Origin of the sequence: Phycicoccus sp. Soil748 (assembly GCF_001428025.1) — a bacterium.
Taxonomy (GTDB): Bacteria; Actinomycetota; Actinomycetes; order Actinomycetales; family Dermatophilaceae; genus Pedococcus.
In genome coordinates this window covers 26,546-48,038 of record NZ_LMSC01000002.1, presented here as the reverse complement: position 1 = coordinate 48,038, position 21,493 = coordinate 26,546, and the positions used below count along the sequence as shown (strand labels likewise).

Sequence of the window (21,493 nt, the reverse complement as noted above, 5' to 3'; positions counted from 1 at the left end):
TGCCTGCATGAGGCTGACGATCCTGGGCGGCGGCGGCTTCCGCACGCCGCTGGTCTACGGCGCGCTGCTCACCGACCACCACGAGCGGCGCGTCGACGAGGTGCGGCTGCACGACGTCGACGGGTCACGGCTGGAGGCGATCGGCCGGGTGCTCGCACAGATGGGCGCCGGCCAGGACGACGCCCCGACGGTCCTCACGACGACCGACCTCGACGAGGCGCTGGAGGGCGCCGACTTCGTGTTCTCCGCCATCCGCGTCGGAGGGCTCGAGGGGCGGACCGCCGACGAGCGGGTCGCCCTCGACCTCGGGGTCCTGGGGCAGGAGACGACCGGACCGGGTGGGCTGTCGTTCGGGCTGCGCACCCTGCCCGTCGCCCGCCACGTCGCCGAACGCGTCCGGGCTGTCGCCCCCGGTGCGTGGGTCATCAACTTCACCAACCCAGCCGGCATGGTGACCGAGGCGATGCAGCAGGTCCTCGGCGACCGCGTCGTCGGGATCTGCGACTCCCCCATCGCGCTCGCCCGCCGCGCCGCCGTCACCCTCGGGCTCGACCCCGCCGGCACGAGGGTCGACTACGTCGGCCTCAACCACCTCGGCTGGCTGCGTGGTCTGCACTCCGGCGGCCGCGACGTGCTGCCCGACCTGCTCGCCGACGACCGGATGCTCGGCTCCATGGAGGAGGCACACCTCTTCGGGCCGGAGTGGCTGCGGACGCTCGGCGCGATCCCCAACGAGTACCTCTACTACTACTACTTCACCCGTGACGCGGTCGCCTCGATCCGCAGCGCCGACCAGACCCGCGGCGAGTACCTCCTGGCCCAGCAGCGCGGCTTCTACGAGGCGCTGGCACGGGCGGGCGACGACCCGTACGGCGAGTGGGACCGGGTCCGCCGGGAACGCAACGCGACCTACATGCAGGAGGCGCGTGACGAGGGCCAGGAGCGCGGTGAGGACGACGTCCAGGGCGGTGGGTACGAGGGGGTGGCGCTGGCCATCATGGCCGCCATCGCCAGGGGCGAGGCCACCTCACTGATCCTCAACGTACGCAGCGCCGGCGCCGTCCCGGGCGTGCCCGAGGACGCCGTGGTCGAGGTCCCCTGCACCGTCGACGGCGACGGGCCGCGGCCCCTGGCCGTCAGCCCGCTCACGACCCACCAGCTGGGACTCGTGCTGCAGGTCAAGGCCGTGGAGCGCCTCACGATCTCCGCGTCGGCCACCGGTGACGAGCGCGAGGCCGTGGAGGCATTCGCGCTCCACCCGCTCGTCGACTCCGTGACCGTGGCGCGCGACCTGCTGCGCGGCTACCGCGCCCGGATCCCCGCGGTCGACGCGGTCTTCACGCGCCGGGACTGAGGGTCAGAGAAGCGCGGCGGCGTCGAACGCGAAGTAGGTCAGGATGATCTGCGCACCGGCCCGACGGATGCCGATGAGCGACTCCATCATGACCCGCTCGCGGTCGATCCAGCCGTTGTCGGCGGCAGCGACGATCTGGGCGTACTCGCCCGAGATCTGGTACGCAGCAACGGGAATCGGCGACATGGCCGCGGCTGCCGCGACGATGTCGAGGTGTGGGCCGGCCGGCTTCACCATGACGATGTCGGCGCCCTCGGCGATGTCGAGCTCGAGCTCGCGCAGCGACTCCGTCGCGTTGGCCGGGTCCTGCTGGTAGGTCGCGCGGTCACCCTGGAGGGACGACTGCACCGCCTCGCGGAACGGGCCGTAGAGCCCCGAGGTGTACTTCGCGGAGTAGGCGAGGATGACGGTGTCGGTGAAGCCCTCGGCGTCGAGCGCGTCGCGGACGTAGGCCACCTGGCCGTCCATCATCCCGGACAGGCCGAGCACCTCGGCGCCGGCGCGGGCCTGCGCGAGCCCCATCGCGGCATACCGCTCGAGGGTGGCGTCGTTGTCCACGCGGCCGTCAGCGGTGAGGACCCCGCAGTGGCCGTGGTCGGTGAACTCGTCGAGGCACAGGTCGGCCATGACGACGAGCCGGTCGCCGACGGCGTCAGCCACCGCTCGCAGGCCGACGTTGAGGATCCCCTGCGGGTCGTCGGCGCCGCTGCCGGTGGCGTCCTTCTGCTCGGGGACGCCGAACAGCATGATCCCGCCGAGCCCGGCTTCGGCTGCGCGCTGCGCCTCGGCGACGAGCGACTCGACGGTGTGCTGGACGACACCCGGCATGGCCGAGATCGCGACCGGCTCGGTGATGCCCTCACGGACGAACACCGGCAGGACGAGCTCGGCCGGGTGCAGGCGCGTCTCGGCGACGAGCCGGCGGATGGCCGGCGACTGGCGCAGCCGTCGGGGCCGGAGGACCGGACCCGACGGCTGGGCTGCTGGGGTGCTCACGACCGGCTCAGCGCGCGCGGCGGCGCGACGAGGACTTCTTGGCGCTCGGCCGCACGACCGTCTCGCCGGCCTCGGCGGCCGCGACGGCGAGCCCGAGGCCGTAGTCGGCGAGGGCGTCGACGAGCGCGTCCGAGGAGGCCTCGGGGGCAAGGACGTCGACCCTCAGGCCGTGCTCCTCGGCCGCCTTGGCCGTCGCCGGCCCGATGCACGCGATCACCGTCGACGGGTGCGGCTTGCCGGCGATGCCGACGAGGTTGCGCACCGTCGAGGACGAGGTGAAGACCGCGGCGTCGAACTGCCCGCCCTTGATGGCCTCACGGATCGGCGCCGCCGGCGGGGCGGCCCGCACCGTGCGGTAGGCCGTCACGTCGTCGACCTCCCAGCCGGAGGCCTGCAGGCCGGCGACCAGGGTGTCCGTGGCGATGTCGGCGCGCGGGAGGAAGACCCGGTTGATGGGGTCGAGCACCTCGTCGAACGGCGGCCAGTCGGCGAGCAGCCCGTTGGCCGACTTCTCACCCGACGGCACGAGGTCGGGGACGATGCCCCACTCGTGCAGCGCCTCGGCGGTGACCCCGCCGACGGCGGCGACCTTGAGCCCGGCGAAGGCGCGGGCATCGAGCCCGAACTCCTCGAACTTCTCACGGACCGCCTTGACGGCGTTGACGGAGGTGAAGCCGATCCACTCGTAGCGACCGGTCACCAGGCCCTTGACTGCACGCTCCATCTGCTGGGGCGTGCGCGGCGGCTCGACGCTGATCGTCGGCACGACCTCGGCGGTGGCGCCGTAGGACTCCAGGCGCGAGATCGTCGAGCCCGACTGCTCCTTGGTGCGCGGGACCAGGACGTTCCACCCGAACAGCGGCTTGGTCTCGAACCACGACAGCTGCTCTCGCAGGGCCACGGTGGAGCCGACGACGGCCAGGGCCGGGAACTCCACGGTCTTCATGACCTTGGCGACCTCGCCGAGCGTGGTGACCCGGGTCGACTGGCGGATCGTGGTGCCCCGCTCGGTCAGCGCGACCGGGGCGGACTCGGCGCGGCCGGCGGCCAGCAGCTTGGCGAGCGCCCCGCTGAGGTCCTCGGGCGCCCCGAGGAGCACCACGGTCACCGACTCGGCGACCGAGGCCGTCCAGTCGACGGACCGGTCGTTGGCCGAGATCACGTGGACGGCGGGCGAGCTGCTCGAGGTGAGCGGGATGCCTGCGTAGGCGGGCACCGCGGACACGGCGCTGACGCCGGGGACGATGTCGAAGCCGACACCGGCCTTGCGGCAGGCGAGGGCTTCCTCGGCGAGGCCGTTGAAGGTCGCGGGGTCGCCATCCATGAGCCGCACGACGAGGCCGCCGTGGGCTCCCTTCGCGGCCTTGACGACGAGCTTGGCCCGCATGGCGTGGGTCAGCGGCTGGCCGTGGTCGCCGTGGCCGGCGTCGACGACCTCGACATCGGCGCGGCAGTAGCGCTCGACGACGGACTCGCGGGCGACCTGGTCGATGACGACGACGTCGGCCCTGGCGAGCAGCTCGAGCGAGCGCACGGTCATGAGGCCGGCGTCGCCGGGGCCGGCGCCGACGAAGGCGACGCGGCCGGGCTGGCGGGTGGTGGGCTTGGTGGGCTGGGTCGAGCGCGTGGGGCTCACGTGGCACGCTCCGTGCTGTCGTGTTCTGGGCGGCGGTCGGGGGCGGCGAGCGGATGAGTTCCGTTCGCCCCGGCTGGGTCGGGGGGCCAGCTGTCGGCGGTGTGCTCGCGTATGGCGTCCACGGCCGACGGCCCGTCAGCGGCGGGCGGCCGCTCCTCGGGCCCGCGCAACAGGTCGGCGCCGTCCTCGAGCAGCACGGCGGCCAGCCGGTGGCCGAGGAACTCGGCGTCCGTGACGGGGCCGACGAGCGAGCGACGCAGGTCGACGGCTCCGTCCACGCTGCCGACGAACGCGCGCAGCGACAGCTCGAGGCCGTCCTCGCCGTCGACGACCTCGGCGAGGGCGCCGACGGGTGCGGAGCAGCCGGCCTCGAGGGCGGCGAGCACCGCGCGCTCGGCGGTGACGCAGGCCCGGGTGTCGGCGTCGTCGAGGACGGCGAGCGCCTCCCGGGTCACGGTGTCGTCGGTGCGGCACTCGACGGCGAGGGCGCCCTGACCGGGCGCCGGGAGCACCTGCAGCGGGTCGAGCGCCTCGGTGACCTCGTCGAGCCGGCCGAGCCGGGCCAGGCCGGCCCTGGCGAGGACGACGGCGTCGAGGGCGCCGTCGCGCACCATCGAGATGCGGGTGTCGACGTTGCCGCGGATGTCCTTGAAGCCCAGGCCCATCCCGAGGGCCGCGAGCTGGGCGACGCGTCGCGGGGACCCGGTGCCGACGACGGCGCCCTCCCCCAGCTCGCCGAGCGTGCGGCCACCGGAGGCGACGAGCACGTCGCGCGGGTCCTCACGCCCCGGCACCGCGACCACGGTGAGGCCGGGCTCGGGCGAGGTGGGCAGGTCCTTGAGGGAGTGCACGGCGAAGTCGACCTCGCCGTCGAGCAGGGCCCGGCGCAGCGCTGCCGCGAAGACACCGGTGCCGCCGAGGCTGGCGAGCGACTCGGTGGACGTGTCGCCCTCGGTGACGATGGTGACCAGGTCGACGGTGTGGCCGAGGGCGCGCAGGCGGTCGGCCACCCAGGTGGACTGGGTGGTGGCCAGCGCACTGCGGCGGGTGCCGAGGCGCAGGGCGAGGGGCGCGGTCGCGGTGCTCACGGCATACCCCCCGTCCTGGGCGGCGGGACGGAGGCGGTGGCCGCCTCGCCCGGACCGAGGTCGAACAGCTCGCGCAGCGCCTGGGCGTAGCCGTCGCCCTGGCCGCCGACGGCGAGCTCCTTCACGCGCACGGTCGGGGTGTGCAGGAGCTTCTCGACGATGCGGTGCACCGCGAGCTGCACCTCGGCCCGCGAGGTGTCGTCGAGGTCGGGCAGGCGCTGGTCGAGCCGGCTGAGCTCGCCGGCGACCACGTCGGCGGCGTGCGAGCGCAGCGCGGCGACGGTCGGCGCGACTGTCTCGGCGGCACGGGAGGTGAGGTAGGCGGCCACCTCGCCGATGACGAGGTCGGCCACCTGCTGCACCTCGCTGGAGGTCTTCCCGCCGGACAGGTCCTCCCCGAGCGAGGCGAGGCCGGCGAGGCTGACACCGTTGAGCGAGTCGACCTCGGGGGCCACGTCGTGGGGCAGGGCAAGGTCGACATAGGCCTGCGGGCGGCCGCCACGGGCGACCTGGGCGTCGGCGGCACAGGCGAGGCTGACCACGACGCCGGTGGACCCGGTGCAGGAGATGACGACGTCGGCGGCCGCGAGGGCGGGGCCCAGCTCGTCGAGCGGCCTGGCCGTGCCGCCGGTGCGCTCGGCGAGGCGGGTCGCCTTGGACAGGGTGCGGTTGACGATGGCCAGCGAGCGGACGCCGCGGCGGGCCACCGTGGTGGCGGCCAGCGAGCTCATGCCCCCGGCGCCGACGACGAGCACGTCGAGCCCGTCCAGCGGCCCGAGGTCGCGCTCGGCCCGGGCGAGGCCCGCCTCGACCAGCGAGACGCTCACGGCGTCGATCCCGGTCTCGGTGTGGGCGCGCTTGCCGACGCGGAGCGCCTGCTGGAACAGGGTGTTGAGCGAGGACCCGGCGTGGCCGGCGCGCTGGGCCTCCCGCAGCGAGGTGCGCATCTGGCCGAGGATCTGCGCCTCGCCCACGGCCATGGAGTCGAGCCCGCAGGCGACCGTGAACGCGTGCGCGATCGCGCGGTCCTCGTAGTGCACGTAGAGGTGCTCGCGCAGCTCCTCGCGGCCCACGCCCGTGACCTCGGTGAGCGCGTCGGTGATGTCGGTGACCGCACCGTGGAAGGTGAGGGACTCGGCGTACACCTCCGTGCGGTTGCACGTGGACACCACGGTGACCTCGGAGAGGTTGTCGCGCGCGAAGAGGCCCGCGGCGAGGCGGTGGCGGCCGGCCGGGTCGAGGGACATCGACTCGAGCAGGGACAGCGGCGCCGTGTGGTGTGAGAGGCCGAGGACGACGAGGCTCACCCGGACACCACCGCCGCGACGTCGAGCGCGCCCTGGGCCGCGAGCGCCTTGCGCTGCTCGTGGAAGGCGAGGATCTGCAGCTCGGTGGACAGGTCGACCTTGCGGACGTCGACGCCCTCCGGCACGACCAGCACGCACGGCGCGAAGTTGAGGATCGAGCGGACGCCGGCGGCGACGAGCTGGTCGCAGACGCCCTGCGCCGAGGCCGCGGGGGTGGCGATGACGCCGATCGCGAGGCCCTCGTCGCTGACCAGGGAGCCGAGGGTGTCCATCGGCTGCACCGCGATGCCGGCGATCTCCTGGCCGTGCAGGCTGGCGTCCTGGTCGAGCAGGGCGACGACGCGGAAGCCGCGCGTGGCGAAGCCGCTGTACGCCGCGAGCGCGTGGCCGAGGTTGCCCATCCCGATGATGGCCACAGGCCAGTCCTGGGTGAGGCCGAGCTCGCGCGAGATCTGGTAGGCGAGGTGGTCCACCTCGTAGCCGACGCCACGGACGCCGTACGAGCCGAGGTGGGAGAGGTCCTTGCGGAGCTTGGCGCTGCGTACCCCGGCGGCGGTGGCGAGCTCCTCGGAGGAGACGGAGGTGATCCCCCGCTCGGCGAGCCCGGTGAGGGCTCGCAGGTACTCCGGCAGCCGGGCCACCGTGGCGTCGGGGATACCCCGACGAGCGCTCGGTTCGGCGGACAACGTCTTCTCCGGCTCCTTCTCGACCCACAGGGTCCGCACCTGGCTGATGCGGGCTGCCCACGGCAGATTACGCTTTTGTGAACGGATGCACAAAGTCACAAGCGGCCGTCCCGAAGGGTGGTGGTGGCGCCTGTGACCCAGGTCACCGAAGGGGTCGAGCGACGCCGGCCGTGGACGCGAACGGCGTCCCCCGCTGCGGCGGTTCAGGCCTGCAGCGCCGCCCGGAGCCGGGCCTCGTCGACGCGCCAGTAGTCGTGCTGCCGGCCGTCCACGAAGGTCACCGGGATCTGCTCGCCGTACTGCTCCAGGAGGGCCCGGTCACCCACGACCGACTGCTCTTCCCACGCGACACCCAGCTCGTCCGCGACCCTCGCGATCACGGCCCGCGCCTCGTCGCACAGGTGGCACCCGGGGCGCCCCAGCATGCGGATGCGGGGCGCCGCGTCCGCGGTGCGGGGGTCGGGTAGGTGCTCGGGCACCCCACCAGCGTAGGCGGACGTGTCCGGGGTGTGACGCGGGTCTCCTGACAAACGGCGCGAGATCGGCGAAACTGTCCCGCCAGGAGGTCCCCCATCAGGATGCGCCCACGTCGTCGTGCCGCGAAGCCGTTCGCGGGGCTCAGTGACGCCCTGATCCGGCTGTCGCAGCCGGTGACCGTCACGGCAGGCCACGGCATGGGCGCCGCGACAGCGCAGTTCCTCGACTCGCTGCGCCTCGTCCTCAGCATCGCCGGCGACGCCGGGACCCTCGACGGCTCCGGCCGGGGCTCGAGCGGCGGCTCGGGGCCGGGTGACGCCGACGGTGGCCGTGCCGCGCGTGCCGGGTTCGCCCCCGGCGAGGCCCCGCAGGACTTCGTCCGCATCTCCGCCCTCGTCGACCTCGCCCAGCGCGGTGACTCCGAGGCGTTCGGGATGCTCTACGAGCGCTACGTCGACGTGGTCTACCGCTACGTCTACGTGCGCGTCGGCAGCCAGCAGCTCGCGGAGGACCTCACCTCCGAGACGTTCCTGCGCGCCCTGCGACGCATGGACTCCTTCTCGTGGCAGGGCCGGGACATCGCCGCCTGGTTCATCACCATCGCGCGCAACCTGATCACCGACAACGCCAAGTCGGCGCGTTTCCGCATGGAGGTCACGACGGCCGACATGCTCGACGCCGACACCCGGGTGGAGGCAGCCCCCGACCACGAGGTGCTCGAGCGGCTGCGCGACGAGCGGTTGCTGACGGCGGTGAAGAACCTCAAGCCCGAGCAGGCCGAGTGCGTCGTCCTGCGGTTCCTGCAGGGGCTGACCCTGGCCGAGACCGCCAAGGTCCTCGGCAAGTCCGAGGGTGCCGTCAAGCAGCTCCAGCTGCGCGCCGTCCGCGCCCTGCACCGGGAGCTGGCCGATGCCGACCTCTAGGCGTCACCCGTCCCGGGAATTTCGCTACGGCGCGGCGCGTAACTTCTGCGCACCCGGGTCGTTCTCAGCGCGACAGACCGCGACCGAGCTGGGGAGGGAGGTGTCGGCATGCCACTGATCAACCGCTCCGCCGATCGGTTCCAGCGCGCCCTGGAGGGAGAACGCTTCACCGACGACGAGCTCCAGCGCCTGCTCGAGACCAGTCGCCGGCTCGCCTCCGTGGCGTCGCTGGGTCCCGGCCCCGACGCGGTGTTCGTCGCCACCCTGCGCGAGCGCCTGGCCACCGAGGCCGCCAGCCTGCCCACCCCGTCACCCTCGGCCCGCGGCGCCGCGGCGGCCCGGTCCGCCACACGCCCGGCCCCCGCCGTGCTGGTCGTCGGCCGCGGCCTGCCGCGCATGGTCGCCGGCGCGACCGCCTCGGCCCTCCTCGTCGGCGGGGTGGTGGGGCTCGTGTCCCGCGGCACCGTCCCCGGGGACACCCTGTACCCGGTCAAGGGCTGGCTCGACGGGGTCGCCGTCCGCCTGGCCGACAGCGACCTCGACCGCGGCCGCACCCAGCTCGACCAGGCGCAGGAGCACATCTCCGACGCCCGCGCCCTCGCCGACCGCCCCACACCCGACTCCGGCGACATCGACACCGCGCTCGAGGCGGCCATCACCTCCGTCACCGGCGGGCAGCGCTCCCTCGACCGGGCCTGGTCCGAGACCCGCAACCCGCAGGCGCTGCTGGCCATGCGCGACTTCACCGCCCGCGCCCTGCCCCAGGTCGACGCCCTGCGCACCGAGGTACCCGCGGCCTCCCTGCCCGAGGTGGGCCGGCTCGAGGCGCTGCTGCGCCAGACCCAGGTCGCGACCGCTCGGCGCATCGCGGCCTGCAACAGCTGCGGCGAGGCGCTGACCTCCGGGCTCGGGCCGTCGTCGCTGCCGAGCTCGCTCGCCACGTCCAGCACCGCGTCCGCGGCGGCGTCAACCACCGCCCCCACACGCAGCGGCGTGACGGTCACCGTGCCGGGCGCCCCGGTCACCAGCGGTGCCGGCGGGGTGCCTTCCCCCAGCGTCTCGGGCGGGACCGGTGGAGTCGTCGTCGGCGGTGGGGGCAGCGGCGCGACCCTGTCGACCGGCGGCGCCACGGTCAACCTGCCGACCCTCAGCGCCACCCTGCCCCTCCCCTCGGCCACCGTCACGGTGCCGCTGCCGTCGGCGACGGTCGGCACCGGCGGCGTCACGGCGACCGTGCCGGGTACGACGCTGGGCCCGGTGACGCTGCCCGGCGTGACCCTCTCCATCCCCTGACCCGCGGGTCGGTCAGGAGAGGCCGGTCAGAAGAAGACCGAGCGCCGCTGCATGAGCAGCGAGTAGAGCGTCTGCTGGATGGTCTCGCGGACCTGGTCGGTCAGGTCGAAGACCAACATCGGGTCGTCCGCGGCGGCCGGTCCGAGGTCGGCGGTCTCCACCGGTGACCCGAACTCGATGATCCACTTGCTCGGCAGCGGCACCAGCCCCAGCGGCCCGAGCAGCGGCCAGGTGGGGGTGATGGGGGCGTACGGCGCCCCGAGCAGCCGGGCGACCGCCTTCATGTTGCCGATGATCGGGTAGATCTCCTCGGCTCCCACGATCGAGCAGGGGATGATCGGCGCCCCGGTCCGCAGCGCCGCCGAGACGAACCCTCCACGGCCGAAGCGCTGCAGCTTGTAGCGCTCGCTGAACGGCTTGCCGACGCCCTTGAAGCCCTCCGGCCACACGCCGCACAGCTCGCCGTTGGACAGCAGCCGCTCGGCGTCGGGGTTCGCCGCCAGGGTCGACCCGGACTTGCGGGCGATCTGGCCGACGACCGGGGTCTGGAACACCAGGTCGGCCCCCAGCATGCGCAGGTGCCGGTGCGCGGGGTGCTCGTCGTGGACGGCGACCTGGGTCATCAGCGAGTCCATCGCGATGGTGCCTGAGTGGTTGGCGACGACCAGGCCACCACCGGTCGCGGGGATGTTCTCGATGCCGCGCACCTCGACCCGGAACCACGAGCGGTAGAGCGGTCGCAGCACCGGCAGGTAGAAGTGCCGGGTGAAGTCCTCGTCGAAGCCGAACTCGTCGACCGAGTAGTCGCCGGTCAGCCGGCGCCGCACGTAGGACAGCATCGAGGCGAGGTGGCGCTCGACGTCCTCGGCGGAGATGCCGGCCGCCTGGGCGGCTGCGCGGACGGCCGCGATGCCTGCCGACAGGAGCTCCTCGACGCCGGGCGCGACGGTGCGGGTCGTGGCCTCGGGCGTGGGTACGGCGGCCAGCACCGGCGCGTCGTCGGGCACCGCCTTGAGGGCGCGGGCCGGCCTGGTCGCCGCCGCACCGCTGGTGCGCGTCGAGGCCGGGCGGGCGGTGCGGGCGCCGGACCGCGCGACCGCCTTGCGGCTGGGAACGGCCTTGGCGGCCGGACGGGGGCGCGGACGGTGCTTGCTGCTCCCGGTGGTCACCGCTGCAGCCTCCGGCGGGACGACGGGGATCGTCTCCCGCGGACCGGCCGGGGCGGAGCTGTCCGTCATCGTGGGCGCGGTCGTTGCCGCGGTCGTCGCCGCGAGCAGCGGGGTGCTGCGCCGCTTGGCGCGCTCGCCGGACGCGCGGGCGGCACCGGCGGCGAGGGCGCCCCGACGCGGCGCCCTCGCCTTGGTGGTGGGTGTCGTGGTGGCGCCAGTGGGGGCAGCCTTCTTCGCCGTGGTCTTCTTGGCTGCGGCCTTCGTGGTCGCCGCCTTCTTCGCGGTGGCGCCCGGCCCGGCGGCCTTGGTCGCGGCAGTGGCCGTCGTCGCGGACTTCTTCGCCGTCGCAGCCTTGGTGGTGCCAGCCTTCGTGGTCGCGGCCTTTGTGGTGGTCGCCATCAGTCGTTCCTCCCTGCGGGCCAGACGTGGCTGAGCGCTTGGGCCGCGGACCCGGCCACCCCGGCCACGCCGGACACCGCTGACCCGATGGCTGCCCCGCCGGGCACGGCGGCGCCGATGCCACGGGCGTAGTCCTGGAACGCGGCTCGCGTCGTGTAGACCGGCTCGAAGCCGAGCACCTCGCGCATCCGGCGGGTGTCGAGGCCGCGGCCGTAGGCGAGGAACTGGATCTGGTCGCTGCTGAAGTCGGCGAGGCCGGAGCGCTTGACGACGAGCCCGAAGAGCCCGGCTGCCGGCATCGGGACCGGCAGCACCGGCCGCCCGGCCATGCCGGCGGCCTGGGTGACCGTGATGACGCCGTCGCCCGCGATGTTGGTGATCCCGCTGGACGGCCCGGTCGTCGCGAGGAGCAGGGCCCCGACGGCGTCGGACTCGTGGACGAACTGCAGGCGGGCGTCATAGCCGAGCGGTACCGGCACGACGGGCAGCGCGAAGTAGTCGGTCAGGGAGGTCCGGATGCCCGGGCCGATGATGTTGGCGAAGCGGAGCATCGAGATCTCGACGTCGGGGCGGCGCCGGGAGAACCCGCGGACGTAGCCCTCGACCTCCACCGAGTCCTTGCCGAAACCGGCGCGGGGCAACGCTTTCGGGCCCATGTCCTCGGTGAACATCGCGGGGTCGCGCGGGCTCGAGCCGTAGACGGCGGCGGAGGACTTCACCACGAGGCGGCGGATGCTCGGCGCCTTCTGGCACGCAGCGAGGAGCTGCATCGTGCCGATGACGTTGATCTCCTTCTGGGAGGTCCGTCCGCCGGCATGGGTCGGCGTCGCGATGACGTTCATGTGAACGACGGTGTCGACCTCGGCCTGCGCGATGATCTTGCCGATCATGGGGTTGCGGATGTCGGCCCGGACGAACTCGGCCCGGCCGATGTCGTGCGGCGGCGGGATGACGTCGACGCCGATGACGCGCTCGACGGACGGGTCCGCGGTGAGCTGGCGGGCGAACTTCCCGCCGAGGTAGCGGGAGACGCCGGTCACGAGGACGACCTCTGCCACAGCACCTCCCCTGGTCCGTCGGTCACGGACATCGCGACCGCTGCCACCCTACCCAGCGACGCCGGGTCCCCGAAGGCCCAGTCCCCGTCGTGGACGAGGTCGCGGACGTGGGCTTGCCCACGTCCGCGCGGGCGGGTCGGGCCATCCGCCCGGACAGATGAAAGGCCCCCGCGAGGCGGGGGCCTTTCATCACTTCTTGTTGCGACGCTGGTGGCGCGTCTTGCGCAGAAGCTTGCGGTGCTTCTTCTTCGCCATCCGCTTGCGGCGCTTCTTGATGACAGAGCCCATGAGTGTCCTTGAGGTCGTGGTCGTGTTGCCGGACGGGGCAACGAACCAACGCACCACGCCGAACAGTGCTGGTCACTCTAGCGGCCCGGCGCGCTGCACCCCAAACCCGGTCCACGCCTGCGTGGTGGCGGCAACCCGACGCGGCGGCGTCGGCACTCCGCCACGGTCGCCGTGTAACCCGCGCTCAGGAGGTCTCGTTGACACGGCGACCGGGTCAACGAGGACCCGCCAGTCAGCAGGAGATCTCGTGAAGTCGTCTCGCAAGCACTCGATCGCCGTGGGGGTGTGCCTGCTGACCGCGGCCGCCACCGCGCTCCCCCTGTCCTCAGCGGCCGGCGCCACGGCCGGGCTCCCCGCGGCCGACACCGGCTCGACGGTCCTCCCCGGCCTCGGTGACACCGTCGACGCCCTGACCAGGACCCTCGACACGCGCGCGGTGGACCGGCCCGTCGTCCCCACCGCCGCGGCGAAGGACGCGCTCTCGGCGCTGCTGCGGCGCAGCGGCCAGCGCGCCCGCGCCACGTGGGACGAGCGCTTCGGGACGCTGCGCTCCCTGCGCGGCCCCCAGGCGCTGACCGGTCCGACGAGCGGCGCGGCCGTCACCGTCGCCCGCAGTTGGCTGCGGGCGAACGCCGCCGCGCTCGGCCTCTCCACCAGCCAGGTCGACGGGCTCGCCCTCGTGCGCGACCACACCCTGCCGGGGACGGGCACGCACGTCGTCGACCTGGTCCAGACCGTCGCGGGCGTGCCGGCGGCGCGCGGCGGCCGGCTCAACGTCGCCGTCACCCAGGACGGCCGCGTCCTGTCCTACGCGGGCGACCCCACGCCGGGCGCGGGGCTCACGGGCGGCTGGGTGCTCGGCGAGACCGGCGCCGTCCTCGCGGTCGCCGGCGCGCTGGCCCCCGGCACCGCGTTCACCCCGCAGGCGGACGGCACCCAGGCCGGCTACACGACCTTCGCGCGCGGCCCCTTCGGCGGTCCGTCGTACGCGAAGAAGGTCACCTTCGGCACGAGGACCGGCAGCGTCGCCGCCTACAAGGTCTACTTCATCAAGAGCCCCACCGAGGCGTGGGAGGCGATCGTCGACGGCACCACCGGCCGGGTCCTCTACCGCGCCAGCGTGGTCCAGCACGCCGAGGACCCGCAGGGCACCGTCTACGACAACCACCCCGGGGCCGCGAAGGGCGGCACGCCGCGCCAGCAGTCGTTCGGGCCGACCGCGCAGTCGCCGAAGGGCTGGGTCGACCCGACCGGCCTGGCCGGCACGGGCGTGACCACTTACGGCAACAACGCCGACACCTACGCCAACTGGTCCAACTACATCGGCCCGGTGGACAACGCACCCCGGCCCGTCACCCCGACCGGGAGCTTCAGCTACACCTACACGAACCAGTGGGCGGCCACGAAGGGCCAGACGGTGCCACCGTCCTACGCCCAGGACCTCAACTCCGCCGCGACCAACCTGTTCTTCCAGCACAACCGGATCCACGACGAGTACTACGCGCTCGGGTTCACCGAGACCGCCGGGAACTTCCAGCTCGACAACGACTCCAACGGCGGCATGGGCGGCGACGCGATCCGCGGCCTCGTCCAGGCCGGCGCCGCCTCGGGCGGCAACCCGACCTACACCGGACGCGACAACGCCTACATGCTCACCCTGGACGACGGCATCCCGCCGTGGAGCGGCATGTTCCTGTGGGAGCCGATCGACGACGCGTTCGAGGGCCCGTACCGCGACGGCTCGTTCGACATGAGCGTCATCCAGCACGAGTACACCCACGGCCTGTCGACGCGTTACGTCGCCGGCGGCAGCGCCCTCGGCTCGCAGCAGGCGGGCTCCATGGGTGAGGGCTGGTCCGACTGGTACGCCCTCAACCACGGCTTCAACGCCGGGCTGCTGTCGAAGCCGATCGTGGGCGACTACGTCACCGGCAACGCCACCCGCGGCATCCGCAACTGGGACTACGACCAGAACCCGACGACGTTCGGCGACATCGGCTACGACCTCACCGGCCCCGAGGTCCACGCCGACGGCGAGATCTGGACGGCCACGCTGTGGGACCTGCGCAAGGCCCTGGTGGCCCGGTACGGCGCTGCGAAGGGCGCGGACGTCGCGGCCCGCCTCGTCACCGACGGCATGCCGCTGACCGCCCCGGACCCGTCGTTCCTCGACGCCCGTGACGGGATCCTGTCGGCCGACCTCGACCGTTTCCACGGAGACGACACCGACCTCATCTGGTCGGTCTTCGCCAAGCGTGGTGCGGGCGCGTCGGCGAAGTCCGTCACCGGTGAGGACACCGACCCGACGCCGGGCTTCGACCACCCCGTGGCGGCCCGCAACGGCACCGCGGCCGTCACCGTCCTCAACGCCACCACCGGCAAGCCGGTCCCGGGCGCCAGGATCATCCTCGGCCGCTTCGAGGCCCGGGTCACCCCGCTCGGCCGCACCGGCGCCACCGGTGGCTTCACGGTCACGGCCGTGGCCGGCACCTACCCGCTGACCATCCAGGCCCCCGGCTTCGGCGTGCAGACGATCGACGGCTTCGCCGTCACCGCCGGGAAGAACACGGCCCGCACGGTCAAGCTGGCCCCCAACCTGGCGTCGACGTCGGCCGGCGCCACCATCGTGAGCGCCTCCAGCCAGGACGACGGCGCCCCGGCGAAGTTCGCCTTCGACGACACGGCCGCCTCCGTCTGGGCGACCAGGGCGGGCACGACGCCGTACAACGACGGCCCGGACGAGCGGGTGACGGTGAAGCTGGCCGCCCCCGCGACGGTGAGCAGCGTGCGGGTGAGCGCGTTCAAGGCCACGAACGCCTCACGGTTCACGGCGCTCAAGGACTTCACCGTGCAGACCTCGACCGACGGCGTCACCTGGACGACGGCCCGCACCGGTGGATTCGCGTACGCCGCGCCGCGGCCCACCGCGCCGGACCTCAACTTCACGACCTTCAACCTCACGACGCCGGTCAAGGCCGCCTACGTCCGGTTCTTCGTCGACTCGGTCCAGGGCAACACCGCCACCCAGGCCCAGGTGGCCGACATCGAGGTCTTCGGCTCCGGGGCGGTGGTGCAGAACGGCACGGTCACCCCGGACCCGGCCTACACCGACTCCGGCACGATCACGGCGCCGAACCCGGCGGCCGGTGATGCCACCGGACTGCAGAACGTCTTCGGCGTCACGGGCACGGAGATGAACACGCTGTGCACGATGCCGCCGGCCAGCCAGGGGGTGGACGGCTGGGTGACGAAGTTCCCCGCCGGGTTCTCCGACGGCCTGCACTCGGTCTCGGTCAAGGGCACGAGCGACGCCGACGCGTCGGTCGGGCACGACCTCGACCTGTACTTCCTCGACAGCTCGTGCCAGCTCACGGGATCGGTCGCCACGGCGGCCGCTGACGAGTCGGCGGTCATCCCGCCCGGCTCGGTCTACCTCGTGACGCAGCTCTACATGGGCGCGGACGTCGCGGTGGCGGNGGGCCGGGACACCAGTCCCGGCCCGCCCCTTCGTCGTCGTGCTCAGCAGATCATGCAGTGTCGACGTACGACGTGCGCAGGTACTTGTGCACGGCGTCCTCCGGGACCCGGAAGGACCGGCCGACGCGGATGGCGGGAAGCTCTCCTGCGTGCACCATGCGGTACACCGTCATCTTCGACACGCGCATGATCGAGGCCACCTCGGCAACGGTCAGGAACCGCACCTCGGCGAGCTGTCGCTCGTTGGACATGTCCACCTCGATCTTCTGCACGCGCGCATCGCCGGCTTCCCCTCCGGCGGACTCCTACGCTCGTGCATGAGGAACTGTAGGGGCAGATGTGACTCATGGGGAAGTCAATGGGAAAACTTCCTCGGCCATGTCCAGTCGACACGCCGCAACGGGTCGGATTTGTCAGTCGAACCAGGGGTCGAGGCCGTGCAGCGGGAACACCGCCTGGCGGGTCGCCATGATGGCGCGGTCGACCTCGCTGTGCGGGTTGTAGCCCATGTCCCAGGGCTGGTGCCAGATCGGTCCCTCGGCGGGGTCACGGTCCCCCATGCGGCGCGGGCCGACCCGGCCGAGCAGCGTCTCGACGTGGTCGAGCCACTCCTCCGGCACCGGCTCGGTGAGCGCGACCGGCTGGTGAGCAGCGATGGCGGTGAGGTGCGTCCAGGTGCGGGGCACGACGTCGACGACCTCGTAGCCGCCGCCGCCCAGGGCGACCCAGCGGCCCTCGCAGACCTCGTGGGAGAGCCGGTGCAGCGCCTCGGCTGCAGCCCGCTGCGCGTCGACCGACAGGGCGAGGTGGGCCAACGGGTCCTGCGCGTGGGTGTCACAGCCGTGCTGGGTCACCAGCACGTCGGGCTTGAACGAGCGCACCAGCGGCAGCGCGGTGGCGTGGAGCGCGCGCAGCCAGGCGGAGTCGCCCGTACCCGGTGGCAGGGCGACGTTGACGGCCTCGCCCTCCGCAGACGGGCCGCCGATCTCCCCGGCGAAACCGGTGCCGGGGAAGAGCGCTCGCCCCGACTCGTGCAACGAGATGGTCAGGACCCGCGGGTCGTCCCAGAAGACCCGCTCCACCCCGTCGCCGTGGTGGACGTCGACGTCGACGTAGGCCACCCGCTTGGCGCCGTGGTCGAGCAGCCACTGGATGCCGACGGCGATGTCGTTGTAGATGCAGAAGCCGGAGGCGTTGCCGGGCATCGCGTGGTGCAGCCCGCCGCAGAAGTTGACGCCGTGCGCGGCCCGCCCCTCCCACACGTCGGCGCACACCGTGCGCGTGCCCTCGACGACCCGGGCGCTCGACTCGTGCATGCCCGCGAACGCCGGGTCGTCCTCGGTCCCGATCCCGCGGGAGCCGTCGGCAGAGCCCGGGTCCTCGGAGGCCGCGCGCACCGCAGCCACGTAGGCCGGCTCGTGCACGGTCTCGAGCACCGCGTCGTCGGGCACCTCGGGCGAGAAGACCTCGACCCCGTCCGCGTCGAACACCCCCAGCGCCTCGCACAGCCGCGCGGTCAGGTCCAGCCGGACCGGGCTCATCGGGTGGCCCGGCCCGAAGTCGTAGGCGGTGAAGCCTGGGTCCCAGACCACCCGCACCTGTGAGGGCATGGCGGGAACGCTACCGGGGCCGGCGCCCCAGCGGACAGGACGGTCCCACCAGCAGGGACGCGGTAGCGTGGCGCCCTCACGTCGACGACGCCGCGGAGGGCTGCTCAGGTGGGTAAGAAGCTGTACGACGACGACGTGCTCGTCATCGGGTTGGGCCGGTTCGGCGGGGCCGTCGCCATCGAGCTCCAGCGCCTCGGCCACCACGTCGTCGCCGTCGAGCGCGACCACGAGCTGGCCGAGACCTTCCTCGGCAAGGTCGCCAAGATCGTCCAGGCCGACGCCAGCCAGCCCGCGGCGTTCGGCAACCTCAAGGCCCGCAGCTTCAAGCTGGCGGTCGTCGGCATCGGGTCCTCGGTCGAGGCGTCGGTGCTCTGCGCGATGAACCTCGTCGACGCCGGCATACCGACCATCTGGGCCAAGGCACTGACTCCCGAGCACGCGCGCATCCTCGAGCGGATCGGGGTCCACCACGTCATCTCGCCCGAGGCGGACAGCGGCCGGCGGGTGGCTCACCTGCTCAACGGCAAGCTCATGGACTACATCGAGTTCGACGACGGCTTCGCCATCGTCAAGATGAAGCCGCCGCAGGAGGCGATCGGGTTCACGTTGGCGCAGAGCCAGATCCGCAGCAAGTACGGCGTCACGGTGGTCGGCGTGAAGTCCCCCGGCGACGACTTCACCTACGCCCTCCCGGAGACCAAGGTGACCGCGCACGACACCCTCATCGTCAGCGGCCCCACCGACCTGCTCGACCGCCTCGCCTCACGTCCGTAGCCGCGGGGCTCAGAGGGCAGGGGTCCCGCGGTCCTCCCCGAGCGGCAGGACCATGGCGATCTCGTCCTCGGGCTCGTCGCCGTTCCGCACGCGCATCGGGCGCCGGCTGTCGGTGGGCCGGAACCCGAACCCGCTCGCGAAGGCCACGGCCCGCCCGTTGTCGGAACCCACCCAGTACGCGAGGTGGCTGCGTCCCTGCGCCCGGGCGACGTCCGCACCGGCCTGCACCAGCTGGGTGGCGACGCCGGTGCCACGCGCGGTCGGGGCGACCCAGAGGCCGAAGAGCTCGGCGACCTTGTCGTTGCCCTCCTGGGCCTGGCCGACGCTGGCCACGCCCACGGACTCACCCTCGACCTCGGCGAGCAGCCGCTGCGAGCGGCGCATGCGGGCACGCCAGAAGTCCTCGTCGTAGGCCCGTTCCTCGTCCGCGGTCGCGACGAAGGCCTCGGGTGACTCCTCCAGGGCGCTCAGGCGAGCCGTCCGGTACTGCTCCCACTCGTCCTCGTCCAGCCGACGCACGGTGATGTCGCTCATGCGGAACACTCTCGCACGCGCAGGGGCACCGGGGTCAGATGGGTTTTCCCAGAGTTCACCAAGAGCCCGCTGGGAGCTCGCTGACAGCCAGGGCCATCTCGAGCTCGGTGATGGAGGGGTCGTGGGGCATCACGCCGGTGCGCCCGGTGGGCCGGAAACCCATGCGCTCGTAGAGAGCCAGTGCCGCCGTGTTCTCGTGCGCCACCTCCAGGACCACGCGCTCGAGCCGGTCGGCCGCTGCAGCCTCGACCACCGTGCGCACCAGCCGCTCGCCGACGCCCTGCCCGCGGGCGGAGGGGTCGACCCACATGCCGACGAGCACGCACTCGTCCTCGGGCTGGTCGGGCACCCGGAAGGAGCCGACCGAGCCGACGGCCCGACCGTCCAGCAGGGCCAGCCAGGTGCGTGACCGGCCGACCAGCTGCTGCCACTCCTCGTCGGGACGGGCGGACGCCTCGGCGTGGGTGGTCCAGAACGCCCGGGGCGCGGCCTCCAGCATCGCCAGCCGCACGTCGCGGTAGGTGCGCCAGTTCGAGCCGTCGACGCGGACGACCTCCAGCCCGGTGCCGGACCCGCGCGCGCCGGGCGACACGTCACTCATGGCCGGAGGCCAGCTCGTGCGAGCGGTTGGCGGCCGCCTCCATGGCGGTGATGAACGCAGCCCGCACCTTGTGGTCGTCGAGCTGGCGCAGCGCGGCTGCCGTCGTCCCGCCCGGGGAGGTGACCTGCTCACGCAGCACCGTCGGGTGCTGCCCCGTCTCGCGCATCATCGTGGCGGCCCCGAACAGCGTCTGCACCACGAGCTCGGTGGCGGTGGGCCGGGGCAGGCCGAGCACGACGCCGGCCTCGATCATGGCCTCCACGACGTAGAAGATGTAGGCGGGGCCGGAGCCGCTGATCGCGGTGACCGCGTCCTGGTGCTTCTCGGCGACCTGCACGACGCGGCCGCACGAGCGCAGCAGCTCGGACGCCTCCTCGGTGTGGGCGGCGTCGGCGCTGCGGCCGGGGCTGACCGCCGCCATGCCCTGGTCGACCAGGGCCGGGGTGTTGGGCATGACCCGCACGACGGCGACGCCCTGCGGCAGCCGCGCCTCGAGCCACGCGGTCGGGATGCCGGCGGCGAGGCTGACCACGAGGTTGCCCGGCGAGAGGTGGTCGCTGATCTCCTCGACGAGCAGGGCCATGTCCTGCGGCTTCACCACGAGGACGACGGTGTCGGCCACCTGCGCAGCCTCGACGTTGGACAGGGCGCGCACGCCGTACCGCTGGACGAGGTCGGCGGCGCGATCGGGGCGCCGGGCCGTGACGACGAGGTCGTCGACGCTGCGGCCGGAGCGAACCAGCCCCGACAGCAACGTCTCGCCCATGACACCGGCACCGAGGATCGCGACAGTTCCCATGGGAGGAGTCTGTCAGCCGGTGGCGCCGGCGTGCCGCTCAGTTCTTGGAGGCGAGACCGCGCAGGAAGAACATCGTGTTGGCGGGACGCTCGGCCATGCGGCGCATGAGGTAGCCGTACCACTCCTCGCCGTAGGGGATGTAGACGCGCATCTGGTTGCCGCGGTCGGCGATGCGCTTCTGCTCCTCGGGCCGGATGCCGTAGAGCATCTGGTACTCGTAGCTGCCTGCGTCTCGGCCGTGGTGGTCGGCGAGCGCCCCGGCGATCTCGAGCAGCCGGGGGTCGTGGCTGGCGACCATGGGGTAGCCGTCGCCGGCCATCAGGGTCTTCAGGCAGCGCACGTAGCTCTGGTCGACCTCGCCGGAGGACTGGTAGGCGACGGACTCCGGCTCCTTGTAGGCGCCCTTGCACAGGCGGACCCGGCTGCCCTCGTGGGCGAGGTCGCGGCAGTCGGCCTCGCTGCGGCGCAGGTAGGACTGGATGACCGCGCCGACCCACGGGAAGTCCTGGCGCAGCTCGCGCAGCGACTCCAGCGTGGCGTCGGTCGTCGTGTGGTCCTCCATGTCGAGGGTCACCGTCGTGCCGGCGTTGGCCGCGGCCTGGCAGATCTCGCGGGCGTGCTCGAGGGCGATCTTGTGGCCGTCGCCGGGGAGGTACTGGCCGAGCGCCGAGAGCTTGAGGCTCACCTCACCCATGCCGTGCTGCGACAGGTCGGCGTCGGCGAGGGCCGCCAGCAGCTCGAGGTAGTGGTCGCGGGTGCGGATCGCCTGGGTGAGGTCGGTGGTGTCCTCGCCGAGGTAGTCGATCGTCGCGAGCCGGTTGGTGGCACGCAGCTCGGCCGTCGCGGCGACGGCGTCCGCCGTGCGGTCCCCGGGCACGAAGCGCCGGACGACGCCGCGGCTCACCGGCGCCTTCTCGACCGCCTGCCGGACCGTCCCGCTCTTGGAGAGCTGGAGCAGGGAGTTGCGCAGCAGGTCACTGGCGTCCACAGGGGTCCTTCCGACGTCGAGGGGTGGCCATCCGAG

At 73.1% G+C, this 21,493-nt stretch carries 19 protein-coding genes and 1 pseudogene; 5 read left to right on the top strand and 15 right to left on the bottom strand.

All coding sequences use genetic code 11. The annotated features are described in order from the left end of the window. Positions 1 to 7 precede the first annotated feature (7 nt). Positions 8 to 1,354 (top strand): 6-phospho-beta-glucosidase, encoded by a 1,347-nt coding sequence (locus ASG70_RS01605; protein WP_056882113.1) that lies wholly within the window; start codon positions 8 to 10, stop codon positions 1,352 to 1,354. A 3-nt stretch (positions 1,355 to 1,357) separates the two neighbouring features. Here the strand turns inward: ASG70_RS01605 and hemB are convergent, their stop codons facing one another. The 6 genes from hemB to ASG70_RS01575 all read right to left on the bottom strand — a co-directional run bounded on the left by hemB (position 1,358) and on the right by ASG70_RS01575 (position 7,492). Further along, the gene (gene hemB, locus ASG70_RS01600; RefSeq protein ID WP_056882112.1) at positions 1,358 to 2,350 is read right to left on the bottom strand and encodes a porphobilinogen synthase; all 993 of its coding nucleotides are present in this window, start codon (positions 2,348 to 2,350) and stop codon (positions 1,358 to 1,360) included. A gap of 7 nt (positions 2,351 to 2,357) precedes the next feature. Next, positions 2,358 to 3,986: a uroporphyrinogen-III synthase gene (locus tag ASG70_RS01595; protein ID WP_056882111.1), complete on the bottom strand. Its 1,629-nt coding sequence runs from the start codon at positions 3,984 to 3,986 to the stop codon at positions 2,358 to 2,360. Beyond that, positions 3,983 to 5,074: a hydroxymethylbilane synthase gene (gene hemC, locus ASG70_RS01590; RefSeq protein ID WP_082589947.1), complete on the bottom strand. Its 1,092-nt coding sequence runs from the start codon at positions 5,072 to 5,074 to the stop codon at positions 3,983 to 3,985. Before hemC ends, ASG70_RS01595 begins: the two co-directional genes overlap by 4 nt. Continuing rightward, positions 5,071 to 6,381, bottom strand: coding sequence for a glutamyl-tRNA reductase (locus ASG70_RS01585; RefSeq protein ID WP_056882110.1), 1,311 nt, complete (start codon positions 6,379 to 6,381; stop codon positions 5,071 to 5,073). Before ASG70_RS01585 ends, hemC begins: the two co-directional genes overlap by 4 nt. Beyond that, complete coding sequence (locus tag ASG70_RS01580; RefSeq protein WP_056882237.1) at positions 6,378 to 7,067, bottom strand: redox-sensing transcriptional repressor Rex; 690 nt, start codon at positions 7,065 to 7,067, stop codon at positions 6,378 to 6,380. The genes ASG70_RS01585 and ASG70_RS01580 overlap by 4 nt, the downstream gene beginning before the upstream one ends. A gap of 203 nt (positions 7,068 to 7,270) precedes the next feature. Then, positions 7,271 to 7,492, bottom strand: a complete 222-nt coding sequence (locus ASG70_RS01575; RefSeq protein ID WP_056882236.1) for a glutaredoxin family protein — start codon at positions 7,490 to 7,492, stop codon at positions 7,271 to 7,273. Between the two features lie 153 nt (positions 7,493 to 7,645). On the opposite strand from ASG70_RS01575, the gene ASG70_RS01570 reads away from it, so the two are divergent. Together ASG70_RS01570 and ASG70_RS01565 are read left to right on the top strand one after the other, a co-directional pair. Next, the gene (locus tag ASG70_RS01570; RefSeq protein ID WP_082589945.1) at positions 7,646 to 8,467 is read left to right on the top strand and encodes a sigma-70 family RNA polymerase sigma factor; all 822 of its coding nucleotides are present in this window, start codon (positions 7,646 to 7,648) and stop codon (positions 8,465 to 8,467) included. A gap of 108 nt (positions 8,468 to 8,575) precedes the next feature. Continuing rightward, positions 8,576 to 9,760: a DUF5667 domain-containing protein gene (locus ASG70_RS01565; protein WP_056882109.1), complete on the top strand. Its 1,185-nt coding sequence runs from the start codon at positions 8,576 to 8,578 to the stop codon at positions 9,758 to 9,760. Between the two features lie 26 nt (positions 9,761 to 9,786). Here the strand turns inward: ASG70_RS01565 and ASG70_RS18745 are convergent, their stop codons facing one another. The 3 genes from ASG70_RS18745 to ASG70_RS18740 form a co-directional block, all read right to left on the bottom strand. Next, positions 9,787 to 11,328, bottom strand: coding sequence for a lysophospholipid acyltransferase family protein (locus ASG70_RS18745; protein WP_082589943.1), 1,542 nt, complete (start codon positions 11,326 to 11,328; stop codon positions 9,787 to 9,789). Beyond that, positions 11,328 to 12,386, bottom strand: coding sequence for an NAD-dependent epimerase/dehydratase family protein (locus ASG70_RS01555; RefSeq protein WP_056882108.1), 1,059 nt, complete (start codon positions 12,384 to 12,386; stop codon positions 11,328 to 11,330). Before ASG70_RS01555 ends, ASG70_RS18745 begins: the two co-directional genes overlap by 1 nt. 189 nt (positions 12,387 to 12,575) lie before the next feature. Then, positions 12,576 to 12,674: a 30S ribosomal protein bS22 gene (locus ASG70_RS18740; RefSeq protein ID WP_003792170.1), complete on the bottom strand. Its 99-nt coding sequence runs from the start codon at positions 12,672 to 12,674 to the stop codon at positions 12,576 to 12,578. Between ASG70_RS18740 and ASG70_RS01550 the strand changes: the two are divergent. Further along, positions 12,661 to 16,150, top strand: a pseudogene (locus ASG70_RS01550) (M36 family metallopeptidase); the annotation flags it as partial. The gene ASG70_RS18740 and the pseudogene ASG70_RS01550 sit on opposite strands and share 14 nt — an antisense overlap. 51 nt (positions 16,151 to 16,201) lie before the next feature. Here ASG70_RS01550 and ASG70_RS18735 read toward each other — a convergent pair. Beyond that, the gene (locus ASG70_RS18735) at positions 16,202 to 16,402 is read right to left on the bottom strand and encodes a helix-turn-helix domain-containing protein (protein WP_056915613.1); all 201 of its coding nucleotides are present in this window, start codon (positions 16,400 to 16,402) and stop codon (positions 16,202 to 16,204) included. A gap of 162 nt (positions 16,403 to 16,564) precedes the next feature. Next, positions 16,565 to 17,761, bottom strand: coding sequence for an acetoin utilization protein AcuC (locus ASG70_RS01545; RefSeq protein WP_056882107.1), 1,197 nt, complete (start codon positions 17,759 to 17,761; stop codon positions 16,565 to 16,567). Between the two features lie 108 nt (positions 17,762 to 17,869). On the opposite strand from ASG70_RS01545, the gene ASG70_RS01540 reads away from it, so the two are divergent. Beyond that, positions 17,870 to 18,535 (top strand): TrkA family potassium uptake protein, encoded by a 666-nt coding sequence (locus ASG70_RS01540; protein WP_056882106.1) that lies wholly within the window; start codon positions 17,870 to 17,872, stop codon positions 18,533 to 18,535. A 9-nt stretch (positions 18,536 to 18,544) separates the two neighbouring features. Here ASG70_RS01540 and ASG70_RS01535 read toward each other — a convergent pair whose 3' ends face one another. The 4 genes from ASG70_RS01535 to ASG70_RS01520 are packed head-to-tail and all read right to left on the bottom strand — an operon-like array spanning position 18,545 to position 21,457. Next, positions 18,545 to 19,069 (bottom strand): GNAT family N-acetyltransferase, encoded by a 525-nt coding sequence (locus tag ASG70_RS01535; protein ID WP_056882233.1) that lies wholly within the window; start codon positions 19,067 to 19,069, stop codon positions 18,545 to 18,547. Between the two features lie 55 nt (positions 19,070 to 19,124). After that, entirely contained in the window at positions 19,125 to 19,670 is a 546-nt protein-coding gene (locus tag ASG70_RS01530) for a GNAT family N-acetyltransferase (RefSeq protein WP_082589941.1), read from the bottom strand. Next, positions 19,663 to 20,469, bottom strand: a complete 807-nt coding sequence (gene proC / locus ASG70_RS01525; RefSeq protein WP_056882104.1) for a pyrroline-5-carboxylate reductase — start codon at positions 20,467 to 20,469, stop codon at positions 19,663 to 19,665. The genes ASG70_RS01530 and proC overlap by 8 nt, the downstream gene beginning before the upstream one ends. 37 nt (positions 20,470 to 20,506) lie before the next feature. Next, positions 20,507 to 21,457 (bottom strand): proline dehydrogenase family protein, encoded by a 951-nt coding sequence (locus ASG70_RS01520; protein ID WP_200949167.1) that lies wholly within the window; start codon positions 21,455 to 21,457, stop codon positions 20,507 to 20,509. Positions 21,458 to 21,493 lie beyond the last annotated feature (36 nt).